This is a genomic window from Mastigocoleus testarum BC008 (assembly GCF_001456025.1).
Taxonomy (GTDB): domain Bacteria; phylum Cyanobacteriota; class Cyanobacteriia; order Cyanobacteriales; family Nostocaceae; genus Mastigocoleus; species Mastigocoleus testarum.
In genome coordinates, this window is the sequence record NZ_LMTZ01000030.1 from 1 (window position 1) to 24040 (window position 24040).

General features: G+C 37.8%; 14 protein-coding genes. 8 read left to right on the plus strand and 6 right to left on the minus strand.

The genetic code is table 11. The annotated features are described in order from the left end of the window. Positions 1 to 89: 89 nt before the first annotated feature. The 6 genes from BC008_RS06410 to BC008_RS06435 form a co-directional block, all read right to left on the minus strand. Entirely contained in the window at positions 90 to 758 is a 669-nt protein-coding gene (locus tag BC008_RS06410; RefSeq protein WP_058183347.1) for a HEAT repeat domain-containing protein, read from the minus strand. Positions 759 to 911: 153 nt separating this feature from the next. Then, positions 912 to 1871 carry a HEAT repeat domain-containing protein gene (locus BC008_RS06415; protein ID WP_058183346.1) on the minus strand — a complete coding sequence of 320 codons (960 nt, stop codon included), beginning with the start codon at positions 1869 to 1871 and terminating at the stop codon, positions 912 to 914. A 679-nt stretch (positions 1872 to 2550) separates the two neighbouring features. Next, complete coding sequence (cpcA, locus tag BC008_RS06420; RefSeq protein WP_027843080.1) at positions 2551 to 3039, minus strand: phycocyanin subunit alpha; 489 nt, start codon at positions 3037 to 3039, stop codon at positions 2551 to 2553. Positions 3040 to 3153: 114 nt separating this feature from the next. Then, positions 3154 to 3672, minus strand: coding sequence for a phycocyanin subunit beta (locus BC008_RS06425; RefSeq protein WP_027843079.1), 519 nt, complete (start codon positions 3670 to 3672; stop codon positions 3154 to 3156). A 996-nt stretch (positions 3673 to 4668) separates the two neighbouring features. Continuing rightward, positions 4669 to 5415 carry a phycoerythrobilin:ferredoxin oxidoreductase gene (locus BC008_RS06430; RefSeq protein WP_027843078.1) on the minus strand — a complete coding sequence of 249 codons (747 nt, stop codon included), beginning with the start codon at positions 5413 to 5415 and terminating at the stop codon, positions 4669 to 4671. Continuing rightward, positions 5412 to 6146, minus strand: coding sequence for a 15,16-dihydrobiliverdin:ferredoxin oxidoreductase (locus BC008_RS06435; protein ID WP_027843077.1), 735 nt, complete (start codon positions 6144 to 6146; stop codon positions 5412 to 5414). The genes BC008_RS06430 and BC008_RS06435 overlap by 4 nt, the downstream gene beginning before the upstream one ends. A gap of 1288 nt (positions 6147 to 7434) precedes the next feature. Here BC008_RS06435 and BC008_RS06440 point away from each other — a divergent pair. The 8 genes from BC008_RS06440 (at position 7435) to csm2 (ending at position 24037) form a co-directional block, all read left to right on the plus strand. Next, positions 7435 to 9846: a glycoside hydrolase family 65 protein gene (locus tag BC008_RS06440; protein ID WP_058183345.1), complete on the plus strand. Its 2412-nt coding sequence runs from the start codon at positions 7435 to 7437 to the stop codon at positions 9844 to 9846. Positions 9847 to 10389: 543 nt separating this feature from the next. Next, positions 10390 to 12534 carry a glycogen debranching protein GlgX gene (glgX, locus tag BC008_RS06445; RefSeq protein ID WP_027843076.1) on the plus strand — a complete coding sequence of 715 codons (2145 nt, stop codon included), beginning with the start codon at positions 10390 to 10392 and terminating at the stop codon, positions 12532 to 12534. A 1846-nt stretch (positions 12535 to 14380) separates the two neighbouring features. Next, complete coding sequence (gene treZ, locus BC008_RS06450) at positions 14381 to 16216, plus strand: malto-oligosyltrehalose trehalohydrolase (RefSeq protein WP_027843073.1); 1836 nt, start codon at positions 14381 to 14383, stop codon at positions 16214 to 16216. A 245-nt stretch (positions 16217 to 16461) separates the two neighbouring features. Then, complete coding sequence (gene treY / locus BC008_RS06455; RefSeq protein ID WP_027843072.1) at positions 16462 to 19260, plus strand: malto-oligosyltrehalose synthase; 2799 nt, start codon at positions 16462 to 16464, stop codon at positions 19258 to 19260. 416 nt (positions 19261 to 19676) lie between these two features. After that, positions 19677 to 19871: a hypothetical protein gene (locus BC008_RS06460; RefSeq protein ID WP_058183344.1), complete on the plus strand. Its 195-nt coding sequence runs from the start codon at positions 19677 to 19679 to the stop codon at positions 19869 to 19871. A 99-nt stretch (positions 19872 to 19970) separates the two neighbouring features. After that, complete coding sequence (locus tag BC008_RS06465; protein ID WP_027843070.1) at positions 19971 to 20741, plus strand: SDR family NAD(P)-dependent oxidoreductase; 771 nt, start codon at positions 19971 to 19973, stop codon at positions 20739 to 20741. Positions 20742 to 21197: 456 nt separating this feature from the next. Next, positions 21198 to 23519: a type III-A CRISPR-associated protein Cas10/Csm1 gene (gene cas10 / locus BC008_RS06470; RefSeq protein ID WP_036265288.1), complete on the plus strand. Its 2322-nt coding sequence runs from the start codon at positions 21198 to 21200 to the stop codon at positions 23517 to 23519. Between the two features lie 2 nt (positions 23520 to 23521). Continuing rightward, positions 23522 to 24037, plus strand: a complete 516-nt coding sequence (csm2, locus tag BC008_RS06475; protein ID WP_027843068.1) for a type III-A CRISPR-associated protein Csm2 — start codon at positions 23522 to 23524, stop codon at positions 24035 to 24037. Positions 24038 to 24040 lie beyond the last annotated feature (3 nt).

The following is a 24040-nucleotide window of genomic DNA, read 5'->3' on the forward strand; positions in this document are numbered from 1 at the left end:
AAATTAGAGATTTGAAAAAAGATTTAGAAATTATTGTTCCAAAGGCAGCTTGAGCATTTCATTCACGGGTATTGAGTTTAAACCCACTGTTAGCGAAGCGTGTCTGTAGGACTAATTCTTTCCCTCGCCAAGTTTACCCGACTACAAACAGCAATCTCCTCATCCTTTGTAGCCATTTCCTCCAATTTCACAAGAATCTTCGAATAAAAACCATTCTCAGTCTCCGTTACAGCTTTCGCTAAATTCTCCAAACCCGTCACCGCAGCATAACGCACTACCCACTCCGGATCTTGACAAACAATTAACAACGCTTCCAACGCCGACTCTTGAGCCGAAACTAACTTTTCTGACGCCATTTCCTCCCACTTCACCGTACCTAAACCCCTAGCAGCAGCCCGTCGCACGCTCAAAGCAAAATCATTTTTTGCCGCATCTAACAAAGTATCAAGTCCCCGAGGGTCGCCAATTCCAGCCAATGCGCGAATTGCCCACGCCCTTGCTGTATAGTTATGGTCATCAATTAATTGCAGTAATGGTCTAACTGCAGGTTCTCCTAATTGTACTAACCCATCAACCGCTGCAACTGCTGCACCTGGGTTGTTGTAACCTAAAGCAGCAATCAAGATCGGAATTGCTTCAGGTAAACAAGCTGCTGATAACTCTTCAACCGCATCTAATAACTTACTCGAAGAATCTGCTTCTTCGACAGCGCGGATTAGGGATTGGGGATTGGCGACTGGGGATTGGGGATTGGGCATGGGAGAATAAGTCAAAAGTCAAAATTCAAAATTCAAAAGTAAAAAGTAAAAAGTCAGAATTAATTACTAGTGTTTTATCCCGTTAGTGTTTAGGATTTGTAGAAACGACCTAACCCCTCCTAACCTCTTCCAAGGGAGGAATGGGGCGTCTCATTAAAGTAGAGAATCCATCAAATTCATAACTCCGATCGCATCCTCCGATAGTTTTTCTGTACTATTTTCTTTAATTTCACGTTCTAACAATCCTTTGAGAGAAATTAATTTTAAGCTGTTCTCAGCCAAAGTCTCGGAAATCGCTTCCGCTGCTCCCATATATCCAATTGCTCCTAGATCTGACAAAGCAGTTCGGCGTAATTGCAAATCATCTACTTCCAAAGCTCGTACTAAAATTTCTCCATAGCTTGTTTCACCCGTTAATTGATACATCGCTCGGGCGGTAGCATATTGGATTCTGGGAATGGGATGTTCTAAAAACGGTTTAATTAGTGGTATTTTCTGAGTTGCACCTAAAGTTCCCAAGGCTTCGATGATGGCGTCGTAGGGTTCTTTAAAATCTGGTTCGGAAATTAATTTTTTTTCTGGTGACTTTATGAACTCATTGTGACTTTCTAATGGGTTGGGATTGCTTCCTGGCGTCGCAATGACTGCATTTAGGTTATCTGTTATGTGTAAGTTCTCTTGTGTTGAACTGTTTTCTAAACCTTTTTCTAATAACTCCACTAAAGGAGGAACGGAATTTGGATCGCCTAACATTTCCAAGGATTGAGCAGCTGCTTCCCTAACATAAAAATCCGAACACTTCAAAGACTCAATTAAAGGATTAACAGCTTGCTCGTCACCAATTTTACCCAACGCTCGCGCTGCGTTACGACGTAAAGGATATCCACCTTCTGGGGTGCGATCGTCCTCATCTTCTAATGCTGTAATTAATCTTGTTACAGCTTCCCCTTCATTTACCCTAAATCTTCCCAACCACCAAGCAGCATAAAAACGCAATCCTAAATCTGAACCTTTTAAATTTGCGATCGCTTGCTCGACCGTCAAAGATTCTCCTTGGATTGTTTCACTTGTTGCTGATATAGAGTTTGAATTTTCCTCGGTTGAATAGGACATTGTTTTAGAAGTAAGAAGTAATAAGTAATGAGTAAGGAGCAAGAAGTTAGGAATGAGATTTATTTCACATTTCTTCGTAATTAAGGTAAAAATCTGTTTTTAAATCTTCAAACTTATTAAATTTTTGATTCAAATCTTCATGTTTTTAAGAGCAATAACTCATTAATTATCAAGTTATTAATACGTTGTTAGTTTTTTGGTTTTTAAAATAAAATTTAGATTTATTAAATATAGCCATAAAATATTCCACACTAGTATGGCGCTACGCGCAAGTAAAAACAGACCGCGCCCTTAGGGCGACAAAAATCTTATAACTCATAGCTTTTAGCGCGTCTACGAAAAACAGGATTTACCAATGTCCTAATTTTATTGGGTAGTGCATAAGTTCAAAGAGCAAAAGCAAGCAATAAGCTTAGAGGGTACAACCACAGCGCTCGTTAATTAAATACCAATCACCACAATGACACTGTCGTGTCACGCTATGACTAACGTCACGCTTCGCTAATGCTTCGCTAATGCTAACGCCGTAAGGCGCGGGCTTTTACCCATTACCCATTACCAATTACCAATTACCAATTCCACCCACCAATAAAAACAAAAGTGCCCGGAAAAGTAAACAACTCTCAGATCAAAAACCACAAGAACTGCTTACTTTTCCGGGCTAGAGTTAGATCTAAATCTAGCTCAGAACATTGATAGCATAGTCAATGTAAGAGTTAGCTTCTACAGCAGGATCTCCACTTAAACCGTGGTTAGACTTGATGTACTTGAGAGCTTCAACATACCAACTGGGAGACAGTTCAAAAGTCTTGTTGATTTCTGCCAAACCGCTGATTAGGTAATCATCCATGGGACCAGTACCACCTACAACCAAGCAGTAGGTGATCATCCGCAAGTAATAACCGATGTCACGTACACACTTTGCTTTACCAGTTTGACTGGAAGCATAGTTAGGACCCTGCATTTGGGTGGTGTAGGGGAATTTATTATAAACTGCTTGTGCAGCGCCCTCTGCCAAACGTGAAGCATTAGAGGTCAAACTCTTTGCAGCTTGTAAGCTTGCAGAAGCTTGGCGAAAACGACCAAAAGCTGTTTGAACTTCTGTGCTGCTGAGAAAACGACCTTGAGAATCTGCGGCTGCTACCGCTTCAGTTAGGGGGGTTTTCATTGGTTTGGTATCTCCCTTTTTACAAAATTTTGATTTGAAACTTGAAACTTATTTTTTTGTCCAAGTGACAGCAATCAAGTAGCCCCTTAAGGCTTTCTTGAAAGCCTTGGAGACTTATGCTACAGCTGAAGCCGCACGGTCGAAGTAGCTTGCAACTTCTGACATAATTGCGCTGCAATCACCTTGGGTGATACCGCTGGGATCGCCTGCAATTGCAACTGCTGCGTCTTTCATTTTTTGAACGCCAACTGCTACGGAAGAACCAGGGGTTCCTAAAGCTTGGTAGGTCTCACGCAAACCATTGAGGCAGCGATCGTCTAATACGCTAGCATCACCAGAAAAGATTGCGTAGGTTACATAACGCAAGATGATTTCCATATCGCGCAAGCAAGCAGCCATACGACGACTGGTATAAGCGTTACCACCAGGAGCAATTAACTGGGGCTGTTCAGCAAATAATGCACGAGCTGCGTTAGCAACGATAGTGGACGCATTGCTGGTAATGCGGTTCACTACATCCATCCGTTTGTTGCCATCAGCAACCATTGCGCTTAAAGCATCCAATTGAGCATTACTTAGATACTCACCTCTTGCATCAGCTTGGGAAACTACTTTTGCGAATGCATCTAACATTGCCTTTATCTCCTAACTGCTTCCTTAAGATTTGTTTTGTTTCCAAAAGTCGAACTTTCGTCCTAGGCTGCCTGAGTAGTTACAAACTAACAACAGACATCAATGTATAAGTCTAAGCTTTCCAGGGTGACAGATGAGTTTTTTTTTCACAAAACTTCATCTTGTTTAGTATTGCTGAAAAACTTGAATAATCCAGGCTTTTACCAACCTTTACCCCTACAATTCACCTTTATACAATGGTGTTGGTTCATTATTTATTACGATTTATTTTCATCGCCATCGTAAATATTTACAAAACTTCATGCGTATCTTCAGTATTATGTCTGTTTAGGTTTTCAGGAGTATAAGTAGAGGTAATTAAAACCTGTTTTTCTTAGTTCTGTTTTCTTGTTTCCCCTTTCCCTTATTAACTCCCAGATAAAGTTTTAATTTTGTTAGTGTCTAACTTCATATCTTGTAGCTATTAACTTTTCCCAGAATGACGCTTGTCTGATCTTGTGACTGCATCATATCGACCTATTAGAGGAATGTTAGCAGGAGCGCTAAGAAATAAGTTCTTAACATTTACAGCGCTATGCAATAAGTTCTGACATTGAAATCCAGCAAAGTAATGATTGATATCGGTTTTCGGTTGAGTGCATGACATCTTGTAGAGACGTTGTATGCAAAGTCTCTACAAAAATGTATTTGATTCAAATGGAAACCGCCATATAAGCTTTTGACTTGTGCGTAGCACTATATTTTTGAATTTTGACTTATGTCCTACGGACACGCATTAACGCAGTGTGACGCGTTCATAAAGTGAGACACTTCAGTGTCTACAGCGTCATAACCTATAGCTGCGCTACCTGCGGATCCGGTACGCTTACGCGCTTGCGCTAATGACTTGCGCGTAGCGCCCAGCGCCACACAAGCCCTCCTGCAAAATGTCAGAAGGGCTTGAATGAGCGTGATATTCGATTTAATTGGCTTAATAAAGATTTAACAAATAAAGATTTAATGAATGCTGAGCAATTCTCTTTCGAGATTAAACAGAAAACCGTGGATATATTCCTCAGTCCATTCTTCGCCGTAGAACCGCTTAAACATTCCCCTTGCTGGGTCTTTCTCCGCTCGATAACGTAAATATCGTAGTTGGGCTTGCTCGATGGCTTCTAGATGTTGAGGATCTTCTACAGGTTCGGCTGATTCCACAAAATCAAAATAAGCCTTGAGGTAATCTTTAAAAGCTGCAAATACCTGATTTTCTACGATCGCCGTATCAGAAGGACGAGTCCAGAGAAAAGCGGGGGAGAAGAATTGACTTGCTTCTTCGGGGAAATCCCCACCCCAAGGTAAATCTTTCTCGTAACTTTGGAAAATTGGCAAAATCGGCTCGGTATATTTTGCTTGATATTTTGCCTCATCTCTAAATAAGGGCTGCATATCTAGAGCGATTAAGTGTCCCCCAGGTAAAGTTACTAAGTCAGCCCCAAAAAAAGGTAAATCATAATTCAAGTGGGGGAAAATTACGAAGTTAAGTACCTGTAGCGCTTTTCCACCTTGAACGTGGGCTGCTCGAATTTGCCTTAATTTGGCAGTTTGAAAGCCATAACTTGTAGTCGTAACGGTTACCTGATTTTTACCCTTACCCGTTATAGCTTCTTTAGATTCAAATCCTGGGGGAATTGGATAGCTATCCAACTGCGATCGCGATTTCATGTAGTCGATCGCATAATCGAGAAACGGTTGATATAATGTCATCCTTTCACCGCACCAACCGCTAAAGGAACAGCATCTTCAAACAAGAACTCATAAAGAAAGCGTTCTGACCACTCATGTCCAAAGTAGCTGCTAAATAAACCGGAAGCTGGGTCGCGTTCAGCGCTGTATTGGTCGTAATCTTTTTGAGCCTTTATTATTCGCTCAATATCTTTCTGGTCTGTGAGGGGCTCAGCTTGGGCAAGCATTTTCCAGTATAAGCTTAGATAATCCTGGAAAGCAGTAAAAACTCTTGTTGCGACAGTTTCTGCATCTGTTTTGGCAAACAACAGGAACTTAGAGAAGTATTGATTGGCATCATAAAACTTCATTTCCAAATCCTGTGACAGATCGGGATATCTCTCATGTAGCTGTTTTAATGGCTCTATATATTTCTGCTGATAAACTTCATCCTGAAACAAAGGTTGGAAGTCCAACACAATTAGATTTTTTACGCTGCCAAAAGATAAAAAATCTATTCCCAGTAGCGGTAAGTCATAGCAATGACTCGGATAAATTACGCTATTAAAAATCTGGGCACTTTTTCCCGCATCAATGTACGTGTAGCGGATTTTTCTTAAATCCCTACATTGATAACACCAACTGCGAATAGTCGCCGGATGCCTGCCGCGTTCGCTAACATTAAGCTCCAGACCAGGGGGAATAGAGCGGCTTTGCAAATCAAATTGCCTGAAAAGCTCCGCTTCTAAAAATTCCAGGAAAGGCTTGTACATAGAGCATGAAATTTTAAGTCCTCAACTGAAAATAAAGCATTTTATGTATATAAGTCCCAGTTTTCTGAAACAAAGCAACATTCTGTAACGAGATTTAAACGATTTTTGGGCAAATCTTGTCAAGCATCATTGCTCGTTCAATAATGCTAATAGCGAAATAATTAAATACCCAATAACTCATCTATTTACTATTCAGTTGCCAGCGATTTCCCGTTAACAATTACCAAAAGCCTAATTACCGCTTACGCAATTGCTTACACAATACAATAACCTACGCCTATCATTGCGCTGAGTCTTAAAAGCAATTACTAGTTCTCCATTACATTACCAATTCACCATCAATTAACTATTAAAACTCAGAAATAACTACGTAGATTGATTTTCTACAAATAACATAAAACTTAGTGCTAACAATCTTACATAAAATTTACATAAATTATTTAGATGTTTTTAAAGAAATATCCGCAACCAGAGGATTTGCAAAGGTAAAAGTCACTTTGTTCTTTTTGTACTTCTGGTTATAAATCGTTGTTTTCTTTGATCTTTTTATACTTCAGAAGCATTTGTTAACGATTCTTATAATAAGTTAAAAATAATACAACAAATAGAATTTACATTGACTTTTCAATCTCTTCACGGTTTTCTGTTACTAATTTGTATTAAAAATAGGATGATTTTCCAGAAGTAATGTATGAAAATTTAGTTGTGGCAATTGTGAAAGTTAAATAATTAAGTTATAAATAATTTTAAACAGGTATTTTTACTGATACTGCTGTATTTAAAGTTTATGGGTGTTATTCTAATTTAATGCAAGATACACGATAGTTATTCGTCTTGCTTAACCCCCTAGGTTTTTGTCGGACAACTTTGCTCAAATTGCTGTTTTGGACTGATGCGTGTCAGTCCAAATTCTGATTTGTGACGCAGTTCTTTTGACTTTGTTCTTAGTAGTTTTCTGATAAATTACTGCACGGCAAATCAGTTTGTAAGTTTTAGCAATTACGGGAATGTAAGGGTTTGATGGGGAGTTATTGCTTTAAAGTTATAAATCTATGTCTACTACGTAAGAGCCTAGTTTTTTCAGGTTTTAGTCTTTGGGTTTGAAATTTTGAGTTTTGAGCTTTGAACTTGAAATCCACTTGATATTCAAATTAGGTTGGCAGAGATTTGCTTGCTGTGAATACTTTTCAAACGACTTCTCCAACAAAATTAAGTAGGTATCATTTTTGCTTGTTAAGACTGTCTAAAAATAAAAAATGTTGACGCTATAGAGGTTAGAGATTTATATATGTCCCGACGAGAACCTGTTAATCTTCCCAAGCATGTCTATCCTGTCGATCCTTGGCGGATAGTAGAGAAGCAATACTATCCTCGTTTTCTTGCTCAGATGGAAACTATGTTTTCCGTTAGTAATGGCTATTTGGGTATGCGAGGGGTTAGCGAAGAAGGGAAACCTGTATTTGAAAATGGTACTTTTATCAATGGGTTCTATGAAAAATGGCCTATAGTTTACGGTGAAGAAGCTTATGGTTTTGCCAAAACCGGACAGACTATCGTTAATGTTACAGATAGCAAAATCATTAAGCTGTATGTGGATGATGAATGCTTTTATTTACCTGTAGCTAATTTGCTTGCTTTCCAACGTAGCTTGGACATGAAAACCGGTACTTTCGAACGGGAATTACTCTGGGAAACAGCATCCGGGAAGCAGGTTTCAATTAAATCAACTAGATTGGTTTCATATAAGTACAAGCATTTAGCGACAATTGCTTACGAAGTAAAAGTTCTGAACGCAAACGCCTCTGTGGTTATTTGTTCGGAAATGCGTAATGACCCTTGCAACCAATCAAATGATGGTGACCCCCGCAGAGCAAAGGGTTTTAAAGGTCAAGTTTTAATTCCACAAATTTATTATTCTAAAGACCGTAGAATCGTCCTCAGCCACACGACCCGCAACAGTAAAATTAACCTTGCTTGTGGGATAGAACATGACATTGAGACGGATTGTCCCTACGAATACAACAGCGAATGCGCTCAAGATTTTGGTAAGGTTTCTATTTCTGTTGATGCTCGGGCAGGGGTACCAATTAAGGTTATAAAATATATTAGTTACCATACTTCTGATAGCGATATTCCTAATGAGTTATGCTCTCGAGTCGAAAGAACTTTGAATAGAGCAGTATTCCTTGGTTGGTCTAGTATTTTATCGACTCAAAAGCAATATTTAGACGATTTCTGGCATCAGAGTGATATTTTAATAGAGGGTAGCTCGGACTCTGTAGAAGCTTATCAACGAACAACAGAACTACAGCAAGCAATTCGCTTTAACTTATTTCATGTTCTTCAAGCTTCAGCAAGAGCAGAAGGAACTGGTATTCCTGCGAAGGGTCTAAGCGGTCAGGCGTACGAAGGACAATATTTTTGGGATACTGAAATATATTTACTACCATTTTTAATCTATACTGCACCGCGTTCTGCGAAAAACTTGCTCAAGTTCCGCTATTCAATGTTGGATGAAGCAAGAAAACGCGCTCGAGACTTAAATCTTAAAGGTGCATTATTTCCTTGGAGAACTATTAACGGCGAGGAAGCATCAGCTTATTACCCAGCTGGAACAGCCCAGTACCACATCAATGCTGATATTATCTATGCTCTGAAGAAATATGTTGAAGTAACAGGAGATGAGAGCTTCCTGTATCGCGAAGGTGCGGAAATGTTGGTGGAAACCGCCAGAATGTGGGTTGATCTAGGATTTTTTGAAGGTGATTCTTTCCACATTCATGGTGTAACTGGACCAGATGAGTATACTGCTGTCGTCAATAATAATATCTACACTAATATGATGGCGCGGCAAAATTTGCAGTATGCAGCTCAAACCATCGAATCAATATTTCAAGATTATCCTGATCGCTTCGCATCTTTATTGGATAGCACCAACTTGGATATGTCTGAGGTTGAGGAATGGAAACAAGCAGCAGCTAAAATGTACATTCCTTTTGCTGAGGAGATGGGTATTAATCCCCAAGATGATGATTTCCTCAATAAGAAAGTTTGGGATTTTGAAAATACTCCCGCTCATAAATATCCTTTATTGCTGCATTATCATCCTTTAGTTATTTACCGCCATCAAGTAATTAAGCAAGCCGATCTAGTGTTAGCGATGTTTTTATTGGGTTCGGAATTTTCTCCAGAATTGAAAAAAAGTAATTTCGATTACTACGACCCGTTAACCACCGGTGACTCTTCCCTTTCTGCTTCAATTCAAGGTGTCATGGCTTTTGAAATGGGATATTTAGAAAAAGCTTGGCAATATTTTTACCGTGGAATGTTCATGGATCTCAACGATCTTGGTGGTAACGTGAAAGATGGTTGCCATATGGCTGCGATGGGTGGTTCTTGGATGTTGATGATTTATGGTATCGCTGGAATGCGAGATGATAATGGTACTTTATCTTTTAATCCCAGGTTACCCCAAGATATGAAGAACCTACGTTTTTCTCTGAAGGTGGGTGATCGAGTTTTACGGATCCATATGGAGGAAAATTCGGCAAGTTATTTGCTGGAGCAAGGTTCAGAACTAGTTATTTATCACCAAGGTGAAGAAGTTCGCATAACTGCAGATATTCCGGTTATAGTCAATTCCAAACCATTTTGGAATGGTTCTTCCCATCAAGAAGAATCAAGAAAACTGATTGCATAGTATCTGTTGGTGTATTACTCCATAAGGCAAGATACCTGAATTGGTTGGTAGAGACGTAGCATTGCTACGTCTCTACAATGTTTTTTCAAATAAAAAGTGCAACTACAAATTCCGCAAATGATTTTGTCGTTCGTTAGATTTTTATCTAATAATTTTTTCTAAAGAGCGCTAAAGCGCAACTACAAACTTAAATAATCAATTTATTAATCATATTTTTGCTTGTTGAGGCAGTATTAGTGTCAATTCTGACGGACATCAGGAAAATATTTTATTAAAATTTGAGTGTAGTTTTAGGTAATTCGTGTCATTCAATGTTAAATTTATGGGCTTTGGGATAACAGCCCTGATATGATAAGTGATTGATGTAAAGGTGAATTTTTGTAATGAAATTTTACTGCGATTTAGTTTTAAAGTTCTTGGTTTCTAAAGTTTTTAGTTTCTAAAGTTCTTGGTTCCTAAAATTCTTGTTCTCTAAAGTCCTTGGTTTCTAAAGTTTTTAGTTTCTAGATTTCAACTAAATCTCATATTTCGAGTATTTTTCAGATGTTTTTATCACTTTGGCCTGGAAAGCCTTATCCTTTAGGTGCAACTTGGGATGGTCAAGGCACAAACTTTGCCCTCTTTTCCGAACATGCAACAGCTGTAGAATTATGCTTGTTCGACAAACAAGGAAGAGAAAGCAGGTTAGCATTAAGGGAAGTCAGTAACTTTGTTTGGCACGCTTATGTACCTTCAATTGGTCCGGGACAGCGTTATGGATTTCGAGTTCACGGTCCGTTTGCGCCCCACGAAGGACATCGCTTTAATCCCAACAAACTACTAATTGACCCCTATGCGAGGGCTGTTGATGGGGATATCCAATTTGGTGAAGAAATTTTTGGTTATCGCTGGGATGACCCTAATGAAGATTTAGGATTTTCCGATCTTAATGATGCTCATTTAATCCCGAAAGGAGTAGTCGTAGACGAGTCTTTTGACTGGGAAGGAGATAAACTCTTACAAACCCCCGAATACGAAACAATTATCTACGAGATGCATGTTAAAGGTTTTACTAAATTGCATCCGGAAATTCCCCCGAGGTTACGGGGTACCTATGCAGGATTAGCACACCCAGCGGCGATTTCCCATCTCCAGTCCTTAGGTGTGACGGCGGTGGAATTAATGCCTATTCATCATTTTCTATCCTATCCAGGGCATTTAATTGATAAGGGCTTAAAAAATTACTGGGGCTATGACTCGATGTGTTATTTTGCCCCCTATTCTGGTTACAGTGCAAGTAGTTCTTTGGGACAACAGGTCAAAGAATTTAAGCAGATGGTTAAGGCGCTGCACAAAGCCGGAATTGAAGTAATTTTGGATGTGGTCTATAACCATACCGGTGAAGGTAACCACATGGGACCGACTGTATCCCTGCGTGGTATTGATAATGCTTCTTATTACCGTTTGGTAGATGGCGATCGCCGTTACTATATGGATTTTACCGGTTGTGGTAATTCTCTTAACGTCCGCGACCCCCAAGTACTCAAGTTAATTATGGATAGCTTGCGTTATTGGGTATTGGAAATGCACGTAGATGGTTTCCGGTTTGATTTAGCTTCGGCTTTGGCGCGGGAATTATATGCTGTAGACAAGTTAGCAGCATTCTTTGATATCATTCACCAGGATCCAGTTTTAGCAGATGTGAAGTTAATTGCTGAGCCTTGGGATGTAGGTGAAGGCGGCTATCAAGTTGGTGAATTTCCTTTGCTATGGTCGGAGTGGAATGGTAAGTACCGGGACACCGTACGTGACTTTTGGCGGGGTGAAGATAGTAGTTTAGCTGAATTTGCTTACAGATTTACGGGTAGCTCCGATTTATATCAATTAAATGGACGTAGTCCGAGCGCGAGTATTAACTTTATTACGGCTCATGATGGTTTTACCCTCAATGACCTAGTCAGTTATAACGAAAAACATAACAATGCTAACGGTGAAGACAACCGAGATGGTGAAAGCCATAACCGTTCGTGGAATTGTGGTGCTGAAGGTGAGACAGATAAGCCAGAAATATTAAATTTACGCAAGAAGCAACGGCGTAATTTTCTCACAAGTTTAATGCTTTCCCAGGGAGTACCCATGTTACTAATGGGAGATGAAATGGGTCGGACCCAAAAGGGAAACAACAATCCCTATTGTCAAGACAACGAAATTTCTTGGCTGGATTGGGATTTACAAGAAGAAAATGAAGCACTCTTAGATTTTACTAGACAACTGATTGATTTTCGTCGCCGACATCCAGTATTTCGACGTCGGAAATGGTTTTTGGGTCGAGCTATTCGCGGTTCATCAGTTCGCGATATTGGTTGGTACAACCCCGATGGGGGTGAAATGACCCAAGAACAATGGAATAGTGGTTTTGCTAAAGCGATCGCAATTTATCTTAACGGAGAGGAAATAGCTTCCCCTGGTCCTCGCGGCGAACGTATCATTGATGAACATTTTCTTATATGTTTTAACGCCCATTATGAAATGCTGGAATTTAATATTCCCAAGTGGTTACAAGAATGGGAATGGGTGACTATTGTCGATACCACTAAACAGCGATTTGTCAGGCGTGGAAAACGTTACATTGATGATAAACCGGTTAGTGTAGAACCACGATCGTTGATTATCTTGAAGAGATTAGGTAGATTTATTGATGAGTTTTAAGGAAATGGATAAAAAGTATTACTTGTACCTATACTACTGTTTTATTCCTCTTTGAACTCGGAACATTTTAGTAGTGAGTAAACAGAGTAAGCTTCTTACCTGCTTACTTACTTACTCATTACTTATTTACTTAATACCTCTGATGATTACAATTGAGGAAAACAGATAAATGTGATTAATAATACCCGATTAAATTTTTACAAATACCTAACCGGTAGGCACTAATAACTATTAATAAGCTTTGCTGATTATAATTTAGGATCGAGAAAAATATTTTTGCTAAATTCGATCTTTTTTTTAATTTTACTTCGTAATAGGATTTTAAGAAATAAAACCCCGGCGGTTAACCGAGGCATAAAAACGATTCGATTCATAGCTTGAAAAAATGTTATCCCAAACATGGGGTAGTTAACAGTGATCTCGAACGTTGTAGTCAATTTAAAATAATCTTGATGTATAGGTTATAAATATTACATCCGTTTCTGTGCGGAGAGTGATTTGCTGTTAAATTAAATCTAATAATTTGTACATATTAGCTATTGTAAGTATTCTTACGATTTTTACTATTTGCTTTATATTTGAGCTTATCAAGAAAATATTTTTAAAATAATCAACAAAATTGTCTCGTATGAATTTTTACTTCCTAGGACGGATGACAGAATGAAATCTATGTCTAAGCTTGAAGTTTAATTTTTTTATTTGTTTTCGAATAAAAATAATGTTATCTCCAAAACAGTATCCAAAATTTGGACAAAATATTTAGAAGGGGCTTAAAAAGTTTAAGAAGTTTTTAAGAGCAAGTTAGGTATTTATTGTTTTTCAGATTGTTTGTTTGCTTTTTTCTTCTTAAATCATTTATAGCTTTAAGAACTCAGCTTTATGAGTAGGTAAAGCATAGAACCACATTAATATCTTGGATTAAGTAAAGCCAAGATTCAAAACAATAATATGATAAAAATAAATCAATAAAATAAGTAAAGATTATATTAAGCCAATAAACTAATAAGTTTAAAGTCATTGTGATAAAAACTACTAATATTATTAGTAAACCATAGAGGTTTTATAAGATTATGAAATGAAAGCATGAAGTGTAATTTTTTCGTAATTATGTGTAATTGAAGAAATAATTTAGGGTGAGTAATTAAAATTTTGTTGTTGTAATATCTTTATCTACTCAAGTATCTTTTCACTATTCCTTATTCCTTGATTTCAAGGATTGCTTCATTTTAAGAATAATTGTATCTGCATCATATAAAGAACTATAAATTAAGCCAGTTTTCTAAAAGCTAATTTTTTAGATCGTTTCATATTTGTGTCTTTGTTTAGCTGTAATTTCTTTCTCGAGGGGGAGCCCATAATTTCCAAATAGCTAATCTGAAGGGGTAGATCGCAATCACAAATAATTTATAGAAGTAAAAATTCTCTAATAGTTTTATCTTGCATCACTGGGTTTGGGAATTTTTCTACAGAATGGACTTGTCACTAATCAAAATTATAGCTGCATCTGCAAGCCATATCTCTGAAAATGTTATTTAATTATGCATCACATTTATTACTAATATTTCTAGACTAGAGCCATATTACCAGCAATAATCTAAATGTTTAGATCTTGAGATAGAAGTCAGTGGAGATAAATTTAGTTAATAATAAATTCGATTTTAGTTCTAAACTATACTTAGATGAATTCTACCACCACCACTTACAAATTACTATTTACAAGTTAGTAGCACAAATAGTCGATAATATAGAAGGAAAAGTAAGACAAATATATAACCTTACACTCAAAATTTATTTACCCCAATTCAGGGAATAATATCTAGTAAACACCCTTACAAACACTTTTTATATGCGTATCGGTTCTCAATACTTAGGCAATAATATTTGTAAATTTACTCTGTGGGCACCACTTTTTAAAGAAGTTGCAGTTCACTTACTTACCCCACAAGAAAAAATAGTTTCTTTGGAGCGAACAGAAAGGGGTTATTGGGAAGGTGAAGTCGCAGGTGTTGAACCAGGAACTCTTTACTTTTACCAAATTGATGGTGAAGACCGAGCCGATCCAGCTTCTAACTCTCAACCAAAAGGTGTTCATGGACCTTCTGAAGTATTAGATAGCAATGCTTTCACTTGGAATGACCGAGACTGGAAAGGCATTCCCGTTAAAGAAATGGTAATTTACGAATTACATGTGGGAACCTTTACTTCAGAAGGTACCTTTACTGCGATTATTGAAAAACTTTCCTATCTCCGGGAACTGGGTGTCAATGCAATTGAAATTATGCCTGTTGCACAGTTCCCAGGAGAACGTAATTGGGGATATGATGGCGTTTTCCCCTACGCGGTCCAAAATTCCTATGGTGGTGTTAACGGCTTAAAGCAATTAGTTGATGCTTGCCACCAACAAGGAATAGCAGTAATTCTTGATGTAGTTTACAATCATCTTGGGCCGGAAGGTAATTATTTGTGGGGATTGCAAACTTACTTTACCGATAAATACAAAACTCCTTGGGGTAGTGCCATCAATTATGATGATGCTCATAGTGACGGAGTTCGTAATTATTTTGTAGAGAATGTTCTGTACTGGCTTAACGATTATCATATTGATGCTTTACGCTTAGACGCGGTTCATGCAATTTACGACTGTGGGGCTAAGCATATCTTGCAAGAAATGGCTGAAGCTGTTACAAAATACTCTCAGGACCAGGGACGCAAATATTATTTGATCGCCGAAAGCGATCTTAACGATCCTAGAATTATTCGCTCTCAAGAGGTTGGAGGTTACGGTGTTGATGCTCAATGGAGTGATGACTTCCACCATATTTTACACACCCTATTAACAAAGGAAAATCAGGGGTATTATGCAGACTTCGGCAAATTAGAGCAATTAGCCAAAATCTATTGTTGTGGCTATGTTTATACGTGGGATTATTCTGAATTCCGCCAAAGATACCACGGTAACGTTCCCAGTGACTGTAAGGCTTCACAATTCGTCGTTTGCGCTCAAAATCACGATCAAGTAGGAAATCGAATGTTGGGTGATCGCTTAACAGGTTTAATTTCCTTTGAAGCCCAGAAAATTGCAGCTGCTGTTGTTTTACTTTCTCCTTTTGTTCCCATGTTGTTTATGGGTGAGGAATATGGTGAGACTGCACCATTTCTTTACTTTGTCAGTCATGGGGATCCGGGCTTAATTGAAGCTGTACGGGAGGGTCGGAAAAATGAGTTTGCAGCCTTTCATGCTGAAGGAGAAGCACCAGATCCCCAAGCGGAAGAAACTTTCAAGCGATCACGTCTGAATTGGGATTTACATCGTCAAGGTAAACACAAAATATTATGGCAGTTTTACCAGAAATTACTACAGCTGCGCAGACAAAATCCTGCACTTGCGAAACTTGATTGCAAACAATTAGAAGTATCGATTGTAGAACCGGAAAAGGTGTTGTGTTTGCGACGCTGGGAAGGCGAAAATCAAGTTGTCTGTTGGATTAATTTTGATAGTTCTGTTACAGAAATTTCTACTAATTTACCCGAAGGTAATTGGGAAAAATTGTTAGATTCGGCTGAATCCAAGTGGGGTGGGGAGGGTTCTAATATTCCACAAAAGTTGAATAAACAAGACAAACAAGTGAAAAATCAGAAAATTTCATTAAATCCTCATAGCGTCGTAGTTTACACAAATTAGAAGATTAGGAATTGGAGATTAGTAATTGAAGATTAGGAATTGAAGATTAGGAATTAGTAAGTGGACGAAAATAAATCGGAAACAAAATAAATAACAAATAAGGAGTAATAAGTTATTAATTACCAATTACCTAATTACCAATTACCTAATTACCTATTACCGATTAACAATTACCTAATCACCAATTACCTAATTACAAATTACCAAGAAAAAATAACTTATCCTTGTGGTTTTAAATTGCTATGATGCAAATACCTGTTGCGACTTATCGGATACAATTTAACCCTGAATTTGGTTTTGCGCAAACCAATGATATAGCTTCTTATTTAGCTGCTTTGGGAATTTCCGAGGTCTACGCCTCACCAATTTTAACACCGAGAAAAGGTAGTACTCATGGTTATGATACTGTCGATACCAACAGTATAAATCCAGAATTGGGAGGAATGGAAAGCTTTGAGAAACTAATCGAAGAATTACAGTTGCATAATATTGGCTGGGTGCAAGATATAGTTCCCAATCATATGGCATTTGATTGTCAAAATCATATACTTGTGGATGTTTTAGAAAATGGTTCTGACTCCCAGTACCATGGTTTTTTCGATATTGATTGGAATCATCCCTATGAAGATATTCGAGGTAGAGTTCTAGCACCTTTCTTAGGTAAATTTTATGGTGATTGTCTTGAATCCGGAGAGCTACAACTACAGTACGAGCAAAGTGGTTTAACGATTAACTATTACGGTCTCAAGTATCCAATCCGCATTGAATCTTACAGTCAGGTTTTTACCTACGATTTAGAACGTTTGCGGAAAAAATTAGGAAGGGAGCATCCCGCTTATATAAAATTATTAGGCGTACTTTATGCTTTAAAATACGTTGCATCTGGAGACGAAGCTAGAGAACGTTACAATCAAATTAGCTTTGTAAAACGGATGCTGTGGGAACTGTGGAATGATTCTCCAGATGTCAAGCAATTTATTGAAGAAAATATTAAAGTATTTAATGGCGAATCAGGAAATCCGGAAAGTTTTAATCTTTTAGAAAGCTTGTTGGGAGAACAATTTTTCCGACTATCTTATTGGAAAGTAGGTAACGAAGAATTAAATTATCGACGTTTCTTTACGGTTAATGATTTAATATCACTAAGGATAGAAGAAGAAAAAGTTTTTGATACTACCCACGCGCTAATATTTCAGCTGGTTGAAGAGAAAAAAGTTACCGGTTTGAGAATTGATCATATTGATGGTCTTTATGATCCAGCTCAATATCTCAATCGTTTGAGGGAAAAAGTACCAGAGGTATACTTGGTAGTAGAGAAAATCTTAGAACCTCAAGAAGAATTACCATTAAACTGGCCGATTCAAGGGACAACAGGATATGATTTTCTCAATCAAGTGAATAATATTTTCTGTCAGCAGTCTTCTGAAGACGAATTTAATGCTATTTATCAAGCATTTATCAAAAAAGCCGTTTCTCCCCAACAATTAATTGACGAAAACAAAAGATTAATTATTGGGAAACATTTAGCTGGAGATATTGATAATTTAGCACATTTATTGAAGCAGATTTCCTACCGCTATCGCTATGCTAGTGACTTTACCATGTACGGTTTAAAAGCCGCATTGGTAGAAATTATGGCATTATTTCCCGTTTATCGGACTTACATCGATAGTAATGGTGCAAGTTCGTCAGACCGGGAATATATGGGACAAGTGATAAACCAAGCGAAAAAAAATATTCCCAACTTTTTAAACGAACTAGCTTTTATCGAAAAATTCTTACTTCTGGAGTTTGACGAAAACCTAACAGAAGAAGACCAAAATCAGTGGTTGCATTTTTTAATGCGCTTGCAACAGTTTACCGGACCTCTAATGGCGAAGGGAGTAGAAGATACTGTTCTTTACATTTATAATCGCTTACTTTCCCTTAACGAGGTAGGTTCCCATCCCGAGCACTTTGGGATCTCCTTGGAAGATTTTCATCATTATAACCAAGAGCGTTCTGGCCAATGGCCCCATGTCATGAATGCTACTGCAACTCACGACACCAAACGCGGCGAAGATGTGAGAGCAAGAATAAATGTGCTGTCTGAAATCCCTCAAGAATGGGAAAAGCATCTGAAAGAATGGCGCGAGATTAATGCAGGTGAAAAAGAATGTGTTAGTGGAAGGGATGTACCTACACCTAACGATGAATACTTTTTCTACCAAACCCTAATTGGTGCATTTCCCTTTGAAAAGGATGAATATCCAACTTTTGTGGAACGGATTAAGGAGTATGTTATCAAAGCAATTCGCGAAGCAAAGGTTCATACAGCGTGGTTGAAACCCGATAGCGTCTATGAAGATGCATTTACTCAATTTGCTCAAAGAGTTCTAAAAGATACGGAAGATAATCCCTTTCTCCAAGCTTTTCTTCCGTTTCAGCGAAAAATTCAACATTATGGGATTTTGAACTCTCTTTCCCAAACATTGCTGAAAGTAACAGTTCCCGGATTACCTGATTTTTACCAAGGAACGGAGCTTTGGGATCTGAGTTTAGTAGATCCAGATAACCGACGTCCGGTAGATTTCCAGAGTAGACAAAAATATTTAGAAGAAATCAAAACCAGAAGCGAGTCTGACTCGGACGGTTTAATTGCCGAATTGTTACAAAACCCTGAAAATGGGAAAATCAAACTGTTTCTAATTTACAAACTCCTGCAAGCGAGAAAAGAATATTTGGATGTATTCCAAAGGGGAGGATACGAAAAACTCACCGTCGCAGGAAGTTTGAAAACCCATATTGTCGGTTTTGCAAGGGAATTACCAGAACAAAAAATAATTGCGATCGCACCTCGATTACTATCATCCTTAATTGGAGAAGGTGAATATCCGTTCGGGGAACAGGTTTGGCAAGAAACTCGCATTATACCACCTGCAGATTCTACTCCCGTCTGGCGAGATATTATTACTGGACAGACGGTCGAGGGTGAAGATACTTTGTGGATCCGGGATATTTTGCAAAAGTTTCCTGTTGCTTTGTTGGTTAATGTACAGGATTAGGGATTAGGGATTTGCGTTAGCGGAAGCGTGGCGTTAGCCATAAGCACTGCGTGCCGCCGCAAGCGGCATATGGGGATTGGGAATAGTTTTCAATTCCAATCTCTTTCATAACGCCAAGATATAAACCCCCTCCTAACCTCCCCCGAGATATAAACCCCCTCCTAACCTCCCCCGAGGGAGGAACCCTCTCCTAACCTCCCCCGTTAGCGGAAGCGTTAACGTAGTGTTCGCCGTATGCGCGTGCTCGACGTAAGTCTTTGCGTCAGCATTGGGAGGAATTTGGGGTGAAGAATGCGTAAAGTAGTTGTTTGAGTTTGAAGGTTAATTTAGCAACTATAACTGAATTATATATTTGCAAGGAAACAACAAGTTCCAATTAGGGTCTTCAAACTTAAAACACAAGGAAGATAAATTCTATGAAACGCTTTTTATCTGGTTTAGCTGTGGGACTTTTCTTAGCTGCGATCGCTTGGTCTTATTCGGCTTATTTTCATGTTCCAATTTCTTTGGTTCAAGGAATAATTGGTAGCTCGTTATTGGCCATATTTTGCGGTATCATTGCAACTATCGGCGGTTTGGATAAATTAATGGATAATATCCCACATTTTTAATTTTCCAAATTTGTAATTCTCAAAATTTATAATTCTTCAGACTTATAATTACCGCTGTTACTCACATTTACCTGAATAGCAAATTTCTAATCCCCCATAATGTCCGTAATCAATAATATCAATAATGCCAATACCTTAATTGTTGGTGCAAATAGAGGTATTGGCTTTGGTTTTGTGAGTAAATTACTTGAAAATCAAGAGTATGGAAAAATTTACGCTACCTATCGCGACCGCAATTCTGCTTCCGAACTAATTGCTTTTGCAGAAAAATATCCCCAACGGTTAATTTGTCTGTCGATGGATGTTACGGACGAACAACAGATTACTGAAGGTATCAAATTTATTAGCGAGTCAACTGATAAATTACATTTAGTTGTTAACTGTGTCGGTTTACTCCATGACGGAAAGTTACAACCAGAAAAAAGTCTCAGACAACTTAACTCAGAAAACTTGTTGCGTTACTTTCAAGTAAATAGTATTAGTTCGGCTTTACTTGCAAAACATCTTTTACCTTTATTTCGCCACGATTCCCAAAGTATATTTGCTTGTATCTCGGCTAAAATTGGTAGTATTGGCGACAATAGATTGGGTGGTTGGTATGGTTACCGGGCTTCTAAAGCTGCGCTTAATATGTTTATGCGTACCGTTGCGATCGAATATGGACGTAAAAGCCCTAATACTATAGTTGTTACTTTACATCCAGGGACGACTGATACGCGTCTTTCCGAACCGTTTCAAAGAAATGTTCCACCAGAAAAGCTTTTTTCAGTGGAGCGGACGGTAAATCAATTATTTGCGGTGATTAATAATTTGGGTAAGGAAGATAGTGGGGAGTTTTTCTCTTGGGATGGTAGTCGTTTACCTTGGTAGATTTACTTTAGTAAATTGAGTTTATAAAAGTTATGGAGAAAACCCCAGAGCTTTAGTCCGAGGATGAAACTAAATAAGTAAAACATTTAGGACTTACGCAAAATTAGCATAATTGCGTCATTACGTTAGCGCTTAGCGGAAGCGTACCGTAGGTATTGCGTTTCCTTTTGGAAAAGCGATAGCGATGTATATGTCCTGCGGACACGTTATGACGCTATGCTAACGCAAAGGGTAAATAATCAAAAAATCATATTTTTATACAAAAAAAAGCTAAGATATCAATTTTCTTCTCTCCTAAAATATAAAAATGTGTGCGTATAATAGGTAAGTAATATCAATTTGATAAGCTATTTTTTCAAAAAAATACGAATAAAATAATCTTTAATTAAATAGGAAATAGCCTTTTCCATCAGCATTGCATAATCATATATAGATTTAAATCGCTGTTTAAAGTGTATGAATCAATCAAGTACAAATGCTGAACCAAATGCTGAACAAAAAGCTTTGGAAGTCATCCAACAAGCTATTTGGGTTTTAGCGGAATGGACGAACTCGAAATTAAAAGAGAAAAAACCAAAAAAAACATCAGATCTAAAAGAACCTTGGAATACTGGTAAAAAACCAGAAGTGTTGCGATCGCTATTTGACTCAGTGACGCTGTCGAAAAATGAAGGTAAAAAACAATTTTATTGGAAACCAGATTTTATTGCAGATGTAAATCCTCGAATTCCTTATCCGACCGAAACAAAACCTTCGTCTGATGACTTGAGGAAGTTACAGAATGAAATTAAACAAACTTTAGATGGGTTAGATGACAAAGATTTAAATAATCTGTCTTTGTTGACTTTGATTTTAGAAAAATATGGTTCTTTCATCAGCTTTGGTGACTCGGATGATGTCGCGTTGGTAGATATTGCTAAAAGTAAAGCTGCTGTTGCTGCTGCTTTAGTGAATAATCCCGATCCTAAAGAACTATGTTTAATTGCAGGTGATTTATCAGGTATTCAAAATTTTATCTATACTATATCTTCTGACGGTGCTTTAAAGTCTTTGCGCGCTCGTAGCTTTTATTTAGAACTAGTTACAGAACAAGTTGTCCAGCAGATTTTAGAAAAGTTAAAACTACCCCGAACCAATGTAATTTATGCAGGTGGGGGAAACATATATATATTAGCTCCTGCTATTGATTCAGTTAAAAATGATATAGAAGAAATACGTCAGCAATTTAATAAATGGCTTTTAAGTCGATTCCAAGGTAAAGTTTTTCTCGCACTCGATCGCTTAGAATTTCCCCAAAGTGATATTAAAACTGAAAAATTTGCTCAGCATTGGTCAGATATTACCAAACAATTAGCAGAACAAAAATCTCGCAAGTTTGCAGAAAATATTACTGATTTTATTCAAGTAAGCGATAGTCACGAACCTTGTAAGGTTTGTCATCGAGATGATGTGGAAAACTTAAAACCCCTCAACAAAAACGAACCCGATTCGGTGCTTGCTTGCGGTATTTGTCGCGAAATGTTTCAGTTGGGAGGACAATTATTAAAGCTTGAAGCAATAGTGCGCTCCCAAAGTAAAAATCTAAAAGATAAGTTCGACACGCTTGCTTTTGAACTTCCCGCGACTGACAAACGCTGTGCAAAAAATGTCTATTACCATCTATTTCGCAGGTGGAGACAAATAGTTCCAGATAATGACACAGCTTTACTAGTAAATGATTGGAATATAGAGCATTATAAATTTACTCCTCTACGAAAACCTACTCCTTTGTTGTTGGGAAACTATTCCCAAGAAAGTGATGAGGAGAAAGGTTCTATCATGCGTGCTAACGAAATGACAGAAAAAGCTAAAGGTATTGATCGAGTTGGATACCTGCGCATGGATGTCGATAATTTGGGACTAATCTTTGCTGAGGGTTTGGGTCAAAAGAAAACTTTAGCTAGAATAGCTGGACTTTCACGTCAGATGAGTTACTTTTTCAAAGTGTATCTCAACAGCTTAGCGGAATTCAGAAATACAAATATACCCCCAAAAAACTTTAAACAATTGACCCCGCAAGATAACCGTTTAAATCTACTGTTTATCTACGCTGGAGGAGATGACTTATTTGTCAGTGGTGCTTGGAATGAAGTTGTGGAATTTGGTTTTGACGTTTACCAATGCTTCCGCGCTTACACCGGAAATAATCCAGATATCACTTTGTCGGGGGGAATCAGTATTGCTGATGCGAAGTTTCCCCTTTATCAAGCTGCAAAAACCTCAGGTCATGCAGAAGAAGCAGCAAAAGGTAATGGTAAAGATAGTTTAGGTTTGTTTGGTCAAACTTTCAAGTGGAGCGAATGGCTGGGGATAGTAGATATTACTACGATTGAAACTGATACTAAAGATTATCTGAATTCAAAAACTAAACCAAGTTTGCTAGGTATTTTACCATTTGTAGAGATATTAGAGCAGCAGGAAATAGGACTTAACTATTCCCGTAACTTTGTGAGAAATCTACTAATTACTGCTCAAGTTCAAGAGGAAGCTTTAAAGAAAATTGAAAATCGCAAAATAGAAAGTAAGAAAAAAGCAGAAAAAATAAATGAAAAACAAATAAATGAAGAAATTATGGGAACTCGTTATTTTCTACACCTACCTAAAGTAGCTTATACCCTTGCGAGGTTACCTAATAATGTTTTGAGTAACGAAGACTTTCGGACATCTTTGAAAAGTCCCTATAATGCACCTTACTTTCGCGCGATCGCAACTTGGATTGAATTACTTAACCGTTCTTAACTATGTCGAAACCAATTAAACCAAATCCACCATCTGTATCGCGAGAATCAGCAAAAAAAATAAATCAATCAGTTAATACAAGTCAGAGAAAATCTGATTCTCAACATAATAGCCAGCAGGATGAAAATATCGTCAAGTTAATTAAAAGTAAAATTGAAAGTTTGAAAGAGGGTTTAAAAACTTATCCGATTCGTGAATTAGTAGAACACGCGGAAAAATTTGGTCCTTACCTGAAACTACAAAGATTAGAAACCAACCAGATTCGTAAATTTTTGGACGCAATTAATCGTTTGAAAGCAGAGCTAGCTGAAACTGGAGATTTTTCCAAAATTGAAACAGAAGTAGTTTTATTAAAACCAAAACTAGCATACGCTGCTGCAAGACAAAGAGCTGCAAAACCTTTAAATGATGTCATGTCAGTTGCGATCGATGTGGTTCGTGACAAAGAAGATTTTGAACGATTAGTGCAATTAATTGAATCAATCATTGCTTATCACAAAGCAGAAGGAGGAAAATAAATT